Below are 9082 nucleotides of genomic sequence, written 5' to 3' on the forward strand. Positions count from 1 at the left end.
CCCGCCGCGACGGCTTCGCCCGCCACCACCTGACCAGCTGGGCCTCCTACGACGGCGAACAACTGATGCGCGAGGCCGTCGGGGTGCCGGAAGACTGGATGCTGGCGGGCCACGTCGTGGTGGGCTGGCCGCGCGGTTCCCACGGCCCGGTGCGCCGCCGCCCCGTCAGCGAGCTGGTCTGCCTGGACCATTGGGACAACCCGGCGCCGTAGTTCATTTCGGCTGACCGCGGGTGCGGGCGCGCTAAGGTGACGGGCGTGTTGAGCCAAGCCGCGCACGTGAGCGACCTCGCGAGGTAAGCACCATGCGCGGAATCCTGCTGGCCGGCGGCTCCGGCACCCGGCTGCACCCGATCACCATGGGCGTCAGCAAGCAGTTGCTGCCGGTGTACGACAAGCCACTGGTCTACTACCCGCTGTCCACGCTGATCATGGCCGGCATCCGCGACATTCTGGTGATCACGACACCCGCCGACGCCCCGGCTTTCGAGCGACTCCTCGGCGACGGCTCGGCCTTCGGGGTGAACCTGACCTATGCGGTCCAGCCGGAGCCCGAGGGGCTGGCGCAGGCGTTCATGATCGGGGCCGAGCACATCGGCACCGACTCGGTGGCACTTGTGTTGGGCGACAACGTCTTCTACGGGCCCGGGCTGGGTACCAGCCTGCGCAGGTTCCAGAATGTCCGCGGCGGATCGATTTTCGCCTACTGGGTGGCCAACCCGTCGGCCTACGGCGTCGTCGAGTTCGGCTCCGACGGGACGGCGCTGTCCCTCGAGGAAAAGCCGGCCACACCGAAATCCCACTACGCCGTACCGGGGCTCTACTTCTACGACAACGACGTCATAGAAATAGCCCGGTCGCTCCGAAAATCGGCCCGCGGCGAATACGAGATCACCGAGATCAACCAGATCTATCTGAATCAGGGCCGCCTGTCGGTCGAGGTGCTGGCCCGCGGGACGGCGTGGCTGGACACCGGGACCTTCGACTCTCTCTTGGATGCCAGCGATTTCGTCCGCACCATCGAACGCCGTCAGGGACTGAAGATCGGGGTGCCCGAGGAGACGGCCTGGCGCGTCGGGTACATCGATGATGAGCAGCTGGCCGCCCGCGCACGCGAACTCCCCAAGTCGGGGTACGGCGACTATCTACTCAAGCTGTTGGAGCGCATGTAGGCCGGCACGTCGGTCGCGCTGACGAATACGGCTGACAAACACGAAGGCCGCGAACTCCGTGGAGTCCGCGGCCTTCGTCGCAGTTCGTCCGAACCGCTCGCTGTGGGCGAAGGGGGACTTGAACCCCCACGTCCCGAAGGACACTGGCACCTGAAGCCAGCGCGTCTGCCATTCCGCCACTCGCCCGAATGACCGAGGCAGCGTAACACTGCGGACGCGCGGTTCCCAAACCGGCCGATCAGCAGGCCGCTCCGAGGCCCGTCAGAACGCCAGAGAATCCTTAAGCTCATCTAGATCAGGTCACTGACCAGCGTCGATCTGATTCTCAGAGTTCTGTTGGTCCCGCATTACGGCAGTTGGCCGATACCATGCTTGTGAGCAGTGTGGCCAGAGCGACACGCGGGAGCACGGGTGACCGTGTCGAGGCGACGAACGACAACGAGTAAAGGCGGGCGGTGACATGGGTCTGGTCGACCGCATCGAACGCAAACTCGAATCGACCGTCGGCGATGCGTTCGCCCGGGTCTTCGGCGGCTCGATCGTGCCCCAAGAAGTAGAGACGGCGTTGTGCCGGGAAGCCGAGTCCCGAGCCCGTACGGTGGCCGGGGGACAAGTTTTGGCACCGAACGACTACGTAATTACGCTCAGTGGCACTGACTATCAGAAGGTAAGCGCTGATACTGACCTGACTTCGACCGCATTCGCCAAGCATCTGGGGGGATTCATCCGTGATCAGGGGTGGCAAACTTATGGTGATGTGGTCGTTAGATTCGAACAATCACCGAACTTGCACACCGGACAGTTTCGCGCACGTGGCGCGGTCAACCCCGATTCGACCGCTGGCGAATCCGCGCGAGCCCGAGGCGACCATGCGTTCACCGCAGAATCAGGAGAACCACCTATGACCGATAACCCGAATTACCGCGGCGGCCAGGGACAAGGGCGGCCCGGCGACGATTACTACGACGACCGCTACGGACACCCACAGGACGATCCCCGCGGCGGCCAGTACCCGCCGGAGCAGGGCGGCTATCCCCCTCAGGACCAGGGCGGATACCCCCCGCAGCGCGGCGGCTACCCCGACCGCGGTGGCTACCCCGATCAGGGTGGTTACCCGGACCAGGGTGGTTACCCCGATCAGGGCGGCTACCCGGACCAGGGCGGCGGCTACCCCCCGCAGTCCTATGAGCAGCAGCGCCCGCCGGCCGGTTACGGCGCTCAGCCCGGCGGCGGCTACGACCGCGGCTACGGCGCCCCGCAGGGCGGCGGCTACGGCCAGCCTCCTCAGGGTGGTCAGCCCGGATACGGCGGCGGCGAGTACGACTACGGACGTCAGGACCCTCGCCAGGGTGGCGGCTACCCGGATCAGGGCGGCGGTTACCCCGAGCAGGGCGGGTACGGCGGCCAGGCTTACGGGCGCCCGGACTACGGCCAGCAGCAGGATTACGGCCGCGGCTACGGCGAACCGCAGCAGCAGGGCGGTTACCCCGAGCAAGGCGGGTACGGCGATCAGGGCGGCTACGGCGGCGCTGACTACGGCGCCCCGCAGGGCGGCCAGCCCGGTTACGGAGCCCAGGGCGGCTACGGCGGCGGCGACTACGCCGCGGGCGGCGCCTCGGTCACGCTGCAACTCGACGACGGCAGTGGTCGCACGTACCAACTGCGCGAAGGCGCCAACGTGATCGGCCGCGGCCAGGACGCTCAGTTCCGGCTGCCCGATACCGGGGTGTCGCGCCGGCATCTGGAGATCCGGTGGGACGGCCAGGTTGCGTTGCTGTCAGACCTCAACTCCACCAACGGCACCACGGTGAACAACGCACCCGTGCAGGAGTGGCAGCTGGCCGACGGCGACGTGATCCGGCTGGGCCATTCCGAGATCATCGTGCGCGTGCACTGAGCGTCTGAGACCGGACACACCGGAGTGGCAAGCACCCCGCTTCGCCCTCACGGCTATCGCCGTCCAAGTATCGTGACGTTGCCGACGGTAGCTGAGCAATGCCACCGGGGCGGATACGGAGAGGACGTCAGATGCAGGGGTTAGTGCTGCAGCTGACGCGCGTCGGATTCCTCCTGCTGCTCTGGCTGTTCATCTGGTCGGTGCTGCGCATCTTGCGTACCGATATCTATGCGCCGACGGGCGCGGTGATGGTCCGCCGGGGTCTGGCGTTGCGCGGCTCCCTGCTGCCGAGCCGGGACCGGCGCAATATCGCGCGGCAATTGGTGGTCACCGAGGGAGCACTGGCCGGTACCCGCATCACGTTGGGTACCCAGCCGGTGCTGATCGGCCGTGCCGACGACTCCACGTTGGTGCTCACCGATGATTACGCTTCTACGCGCCACGCCCGTCTCTCGCCACGAGGTTCGGAGTGGTACGTCGAGGACCTAGGATCGACCAACGGCACATACCTTGACAGGGCGAAGGTGACAACAGCGGTAAGGGTTTCCATCGGCACGCCGGTTCGAATCGGCAAGACGGTAATCGAGTTGCGTCCGTGACGCCGCGCACGCGAGGAGCAGAACAAGCACTGCGCACGCGAGGAGCAGAACAAGCACTGCGCACGCGAGGAGCGCGAGACACATGACCCTCGTTCTCCGTTATGCCGCGCGCAGTGATCGCGGGCTGGTTCGCGCCAACAATGAGGACTCCGTCTATGCCGGGGCCCGGCTGTTGGCGCTCGCCGACGGCATGGGCGGCCACGCCGCGGGCGAGGTGGCCTCTCAGTTGGTCATCGCGGCGCTCGCGCACCTCGATGACGACGAACCCGGCGGCGACCTGCTGGGCAAGCTCAACACCGCGGTCGGGCAGGGCAATGCCGCGATCGCCGCGCATGTGGAGGCCGACCCCGAGCTCGACGGCATGGGCACGACGCTCACCGCGATCCTGTTCGCGGGCAACCGGCTGGGCCTGGTCCACATCGGCGATTCGCGCGGGTATCTGCTCCGCGACGGTGAGTTGACGCAGATCACCAAGGACGACACCTTCGTCCAGACGCTGGTCGACGAGGGCCGGATCACCGCCGAAGAGGCCCACAGCCATCCGCAGCGCTCGCTGATCATGCGGGCGCTGACCGGGCACGAGGTCGAGCCGACGCTGATCGTGCGCGAGGCCAAGGCCGGTGACCGCTACCTGCTGTGCTCGGACGGCCTGTCCGATCCGGTCAGCCAGGAAACCATCCACGAGGCGCTGCAGATCGAGGATGTGGCCGAGAGCGCGGACCGGCTGATCGAATTGGCGCTGCGCGGCGGCGGGCCGGACAACGTGACCGTGGTGGTCGCCGACGTCGTCGACTACGACTACGGACAGACCCAGCCGATCCTGGCCGGTGCGGTGTCCGGGGACGACGATCAGAGCGCGCCGCCGGACACCGCCGCCGGGCGGGCCTCGGCGTTCAATCCCCGGCGTAACGAACCGAAGCGGGTGATCCCCCAACCGGCCGAGCCGGCTCGCACTCCCCGGTCACGACGCCGCATCCTCATCGCAGCGGTGCTGTTGGTGCTGGTGCTCGTCGGCGGGTTGGCGATCGGCCGGGAGATCATCCGCAACAACTATTACGTCGGCGCGCACGAGGGCACGGTGTCGATCATGCGCGGGGTGCAGGGTTCCTTTCTGGGCATCTCCCTGCAGGAGCCCTACCGACTGGGCTGCCTCAACGCACGCAACGAGCTCTCGCTCGTGGACGCCGACGACAATCGGGACAACCGTGACTGCCGGTTGATGGCGGTCGACGACATGCGCCCGTCGGAACGAGCCTCGGTGACCGCCGGCCTGCCCGGCGGTACGCAAGACGAGGCCATCGCCCAGATCAGCGAGCTCGCCCGCAGTTCCGTGCTGCCGGTGTGTGCCCCGCGGACCGCGACCACGACGTCCAAGCCCACTCCGGCGCCCGGGCCGACGCCCTCCCCCAGCCCATCACCGGCACCGGCACCAGGCACCGAACCGCCGACCCCCGAGTCGCCCGCTCCCGAGACGCCCGGCACGCCGACCACCACCGGGGCGCCGACTCCCGCGGCCCCGGCGCCGTCTCCCCCACCGTCACCCACGGTCACCGCACTGCCTCCCCCGCCACCCGAACCGGGGACGAACTGCCGAGCCGTGTCATGACAACTCAACCCCAGTCGCCGGTTACCGTCATGCCGCCGCTACCGAATCGGCGCAACGCGGAACTGCTGCTACTGGGGTTCGCAGTCTTCATCACCACCGTCGCGCTACTGATCGTCGAGGCCAACCAGGAACAGGGCCTGAGCTGGGACCTGGCGCGCCACGTCGTCACCTACGGCGCCTTGATGGCCGCGGCCCACCTGGCCGTGCGCCGCTTCGCGCCGTATGCCGACCCACTGCTGCTGCCGGTGGTGGCGCTGCTCAACGGGCTGGGTCTGGTCATGATCCACCGCTTGGACCTGGCCAAGGGTGAGCTGACGTCAGACGGACTGGGCGGAACGGCCAACCAGCAGATGATGTGGACGCTGGTCGGAGTCATCGGCTTCTCGGTCCTGGTGGCGCTGCTGTCCGACCATCGCATGCTGGCCCGCTACGGATACATCTGCGCGCTGACCGGCCTTGTGCTGCTTGTCATTCCGGCGTTGCTTCCGGCGAAGTACTCCGAGCAGTACGGCGCCAAGATCTGGATCCAGTTCCCCGGCTTCTCGATTCAGCCGGCCGAGTTCTCCAAGATCCTCCTGCTGATCTTCTTCGCCGCGGTGCTGGTGGCCAAGCGCGACCTGTTCACCAGCGCGGGCAAGCACTTCCTCGGGCTCGACCTCCCCCGCCCCCGGGACCTGGCTCCCCTACTGCTGGCCTGGGCCGCCTCGGTGGGCGTGATGGTGTTCGAAAAGGATTTGGGCACTTCGCTTCTGCTGTACGCGTCCTTCCTCGTGCTGGTCTACGTGGCCACCGAGCGGCTGTCCTGGGTGGTCATCGGACTGGCCTTGTTCGCCGCGGGAAGCGTTGTGGCATACCAGGTTTTCGGCCACGTCCGGGTGCGGGTGGAGACCTGGCTGGACCCGTTCGCCGACCCGGACGGCGCCGGCTATCAGATGGTCCAATCGCTGTTCAGCTTCGCCACCGGCGGCATCTTCGGCACCGGGCTCGGCAACGGACAGCCCGGCACCGTCCCCGCCGCCGCAACCGATTTCATCATCGCCGCCATCGGCGAGGAGCTCGGATTGGTCGGGCTAGCAGGCGTTCTCATGCTCTACACGATCTTGATCATCCGCGGGATGCGCACCGCCATCGCCGTGCGCGACAGCTTCGGCAAGCTGCTGGCCGCCGGACTGTCCGCAACCCTGGCCATCCAGTTGTTCATCGTGGTCGGCGGGGTCACCAAACTCATTCCGCTGACCGGGCTGACCACGCCGTGGATGTCCTACGGCGGGTCCTCCCTGCTGGCGAACTATCTGCTGCTGGCCATCCTGGTGCGTATCTCGCACGCGGCCCGCCGGCCCATCTCGACCACCCCGCCGCCCAACCCCACACCCATCGCCGCGGCCAACACCGAGGTGATCGAGAAGGTATGAACACCTCCCTGCGCCGGGTGGCAGTCACGATCATGGTGCTGATCGTGCTGCTGTTGGCCAACGCCACGATCACCCAGGTCTTCACCGCCGACGGGTTGCGCGCCGATCCGCGCAACCAGCGGGTGCTGCTCGACGAGTATTCGCGGCAACGCGGCCAGATCACGGCGGGCGGCCAGCTGCTGGCCTATTCGATCGCCACCGACGGCCGTTTTCGCTTCCTGCGCACGTACCCCAACCCCGAGGCCTACGCCCCGGTCACCGGGTTCTACTCGCTGGGTTACTCCAGCACCGGGCTGGAACGTGCCGAGGACACCATCCTGAACGGCTCCGACGAGCGGCTGTTCGGCCGCAGGCTGGCCGATTTCTTCACCGGCCGCGATCCGCGCGGCGGCAACGTGGACACCACGATCAAGCCGGAGGTGCAGCAGGCAGCGTGGGATGCGCTGCAGAACGGTTGCGACGGCCCGTGCAAGGGCTCGGTGGTGGCTCTGGAGCCGTCCACGGGCAAGATCCTGGCGATGGTGTCGGCGCCGTCGTATGACCCCAACCGGCTGGCCACCCACGATCTCAACGCCCAGAGCGAGGCGTGGCAGCAGTTGCGCGACGACGCGCAGTCACCGTTGCTCAACCGCGCCATCTCCGAGACCTACCCGCCGGGGTCGACGTTCAAGGTAATCACCACCGCCGCGGCCCTGCAGGCCGGGGCCACCCCGGACACCCAACTGACGGCGGCACCTCGGATCCCGCTGCCCGACAGCACCGCCACGCTGGAGAACTTCGGCGGGGCCTCGTGCGGGGCCGGCCCCACCGCGTCGCTGCGGGAAGCGTTCGCCAGATCGTGCAACACCGCCTTCGTCCAGCTCGGCCTGGACACCGGGGCCGACAAACTGAAATCGACGGCGCAGGCGTTCGGCCTCGATGCCGCGCCGCCCGCCATTCCACTGCAGGTGGCGGAGTCGACCACCGGCCCCATCTCTGATGGCGCCGCACTGGGCATGTCGAGCATCGGGCAGCGCGATGTGGCACTAACTCCGCTGCAGAACGCGCAGGTGGCCGCGACCATCGCCAATGACGGGATCTCGATGCGCCCGTATCTTGTGGATAGCCTAAAAGGACCCGACCTGACGACGATCGCCACCACCGCTCCCGCCCAGGAGCGCCGGGCGGTGTCACCCCAGGTCGCAGCTACACTTACGGACTTGATGGTCGCCGCCGAGCAGGTGACTCAGCAGAAGGGAGCCATCGCCGGCGTGCAGATCGCTTCTAAGACCGGTACGGCAGAGCACGGGACCGACCCCCGGAACACTCCGCCGCATGCCTGGTACATCGCATTCGCACCGGCCTCCGACCCGAAGGTCGCGGTCTCGGTGCTGATCGAGGACGGCGGGGACCGGTTGTCGGCCACCGGCGGCGCACTCGCCGCCCCGATCGGACGCGCCACGATCGCTGCGGCGCTGCGGGAGGATTCATGAGCGACGCTTGCGAGCGAATCATGGGCTCGGAATGCGTCACCCGAGCCTGCGAGGTGGACGCATGAGTCCCCGGGTTGGAGTCACGCTGTCCGGGCGGTACCGGTTGCAGCGCCTGATCGCCACCGGCGGCATGGGTCAGGTCTGGGAGGCCGTCGACTCGCGCCTGGGCCGGCGCGTCGCGGTCAAGGTGCTCAAGGCCGAGTTCTCGACCGATGCCGAGTTCGTCGAGCGGTTCCGGGCCGAGGCCCGCACCGTGGCGATGCTCAACCACCCCGGTATCGCCAGCGTGTACGACTACGGCGAGACCGAGCTCGACGGCGAGGGCCGCACCGCATACCTCGTGATGGAGTTGATCAACGGCGAGCCGTTGAACTCGGTACTCAAGCGCACCGGCCGGCTGTCGCTGCGCCACGCCCTGGACATGCTCGAGCAGACCGGGCGGGCACTGCAGGTCGCGCACACCGCGGGGCTGGTGCACCGCGACGTCAAGCCGGGCAACATCCTGATCACCCCGACCGGCCAGGTGAAGCTCACCGACTTCGGTATCGCCAAGGCCGTCGACGCCGCCCCGGTTACCCAGACCGGCATGGTGATGGGCACCGCCCAGTACATCGCACCCGAGCAGGCGCTCGGCCACGACGCCACCGCCGCCAGCGACGTCTACTCGTTGGGAGTCGTTGGCTACGAATCGGTTTCGGGTAAACGGCCGTTCACCGGCGACGGTGCGTTGACGGTGGCGATGAAGCACATCAAGGAGACCCCGCCGCCGCTGCCGGCCGATCTGCCACCGAATGTGCGCGAGCTGATCGAGATCACCCTGGTGAAGAACCCGGGCATGCGCTACAAGTCGGGCGGTCCGTTCGCCGACGCGGTCGCCGCGGTGCGTTCGGGTCGGCGCCCGCCGCGTCCCAACCAGGCGCCGACC

The 9082-nt window shown here is 67.8% G+C and carries 7 protein-coding genes, 1 tRNA gene and 1 pseudogene; 8 read left to right on the forward strand and 1 reads right to left on the reverse strand.

What is annotated here, in order from left to right:
- A pseudogene (locus BN4332_RS22875) lies at positions 1-212 on the forward strand (hypothetical protein); the annotation flags it as partial.
- Between the two features lie 92 nt (positions 213-304).
- The gene (gene rfbA, locus BN4332_RS22880; protein ID WP_066901800.1) at positions 305-1171 is read left to right on the forward strand and encodes a glucose-1-phosphate thymidylyltransferase RfbA; all 867 of its coding nucleotides are present in this window, start codon (positions 305-307) and stop codon (positions 1169-1171) included.
- A 103-nt stretch (positions 1172-1274) separates the two neighbouring features.
- Here rfbA and BN4332_RS22885 read toward each other — a convergent pair.
- Positions 1275-1357, reverse strand: a tRNA-Leu gene (locus BN4332_RS22885).
- Between the two features lie 274 nt (positions 1358-1631).
- Here BN4332_RS22885 and BN4332_RS22890 point away from each other — a divergent pair.
- The 6 genes from BN4332_RS22890 to BN4332_RS22915 form a co-directional block, all read left to right on the forward strand.
- Complete coding sequence (locus BN4332_RS22890; RefSeq protein WP_066901801.1) at positions 1632-3068, forward strand: FHA domain-containing protein; 1437 nt, start codon at positions 1632-1634, stop codon at positions 3066-3068.
- A gap of 131 nt (positions 3069-3199) precedes the next feature.
- Complete coding sequence (locus BN4332_RS22895; RefSeq protein ID WP_066901802.1) at positions 3200-3667, forward strand: FHA domain-containing protein FhaB/FipA; 468 nt, start codon at positions 3200-3202, stop codon at positions 3665-3667.
- Between the two features lie 82 nt (positions 3668-3749).
- Positions 3750-5273, forward strand: a complete 1524-nt coding sequence (locus BN4332_RS22900) for a PP2C family protein-serine/threonine phosphatase (protein ID WP_066901803.1) — start codon at positions 3750-3752, stop codon at positions 5271-5273.
- On the forward strand, positions 5270-6685 hold the full coding sequence (locus tag BN4332_RS22905) for a peptidoglycan glycosyltransferase RodA (RefSeq protein WP_066901804.1): 1416 nt from the start codon (positions 5270-5272) through the stop codon (positions 6683-6685). Before BN4332_RS22900 ends, BN4332_RS22905 begins: the two co-directional genes overlap by 4 nt.
- Positions 6682-8157 carry a D,D-transpeptidase PbpA gene (pbpA, locus tag BN4332_RS22910; RefSeq protein ID WP_066901805.1) on the forward strand — a complete coding sequence of 492 codons (1476 nt, stop codon included), beginning with the start codon at positions 6682-6684 and terminating at the stop codon, positions 8155-8157. Before BN4332_RS22905 ends, pbpA begins: the two co-directional genes overlap by 4 nt.
- A 61-nt stretch (positions 8158-8218) precedes the next feature.
- A partial coding sequence (locus BN4332_RS22915; RefSeq protein WP_066901806.1) for a serine/threonine-protein kinase occupies positions 8219-9082 on the forward strand: 864 nt, incomplete at its 3' end.

This window comes from Mycolicibacterium houstonense, from assembly GCF_900078665.2.
In the GTDB taxonomy this organism is placed as follows: domain Bacteria; phylum Actinomycetota; class Actinomycetes; order Mycobacteriales; family Mycobacteriaceae; genus Mycobacterium; species Mycobacterium houstonense.

Bases quoted from the DNA above. Each gene is read 5' to 3' on its own strand.
- rfbA (WP_066901800.1), top strand. From the start codon at position 305: ATGCGCGGAATCCTGCTGGCCGGCGGCTCCGGCACCCGGCTGCACCCG.
- BN4332_RS22890 (WP_066901801.1), top strand. From the start codon at position 1,632: ATGGGTCTGGTCGACCGCATCGAACGCAAACTCGAATCGACCGTCGGC.
- BN4332_RS22895 (WP_066901802.1), top strand. From the start codon at position 3,200: ATGCAGGGGTTAGTGCTGCAGCTGACGCGCGTCGGATTCCTCCTGCTG.
- BN4332_RS22900 (WP_066901803.1), top strand. From the start codon at position 3,750: ATGACCCTCGTTCTCCGTTATGCCGCGCGCAGTGATCGCGGGCTGGTT.
- pbpA (WP_066901805.1), top strand. From the start codon at position 6,682: ATGAACACCTCCCTGCGCCGGGTGGCAGTCACGATCATGGTGCTGATC.
- BN4332_RS22905 (WP_066901804.1), top strand. From the start codon at position 5,270: ATGACAACTCAACCCCAGTCGCCGGTTACCGTCATGCCGCCGCTACCG.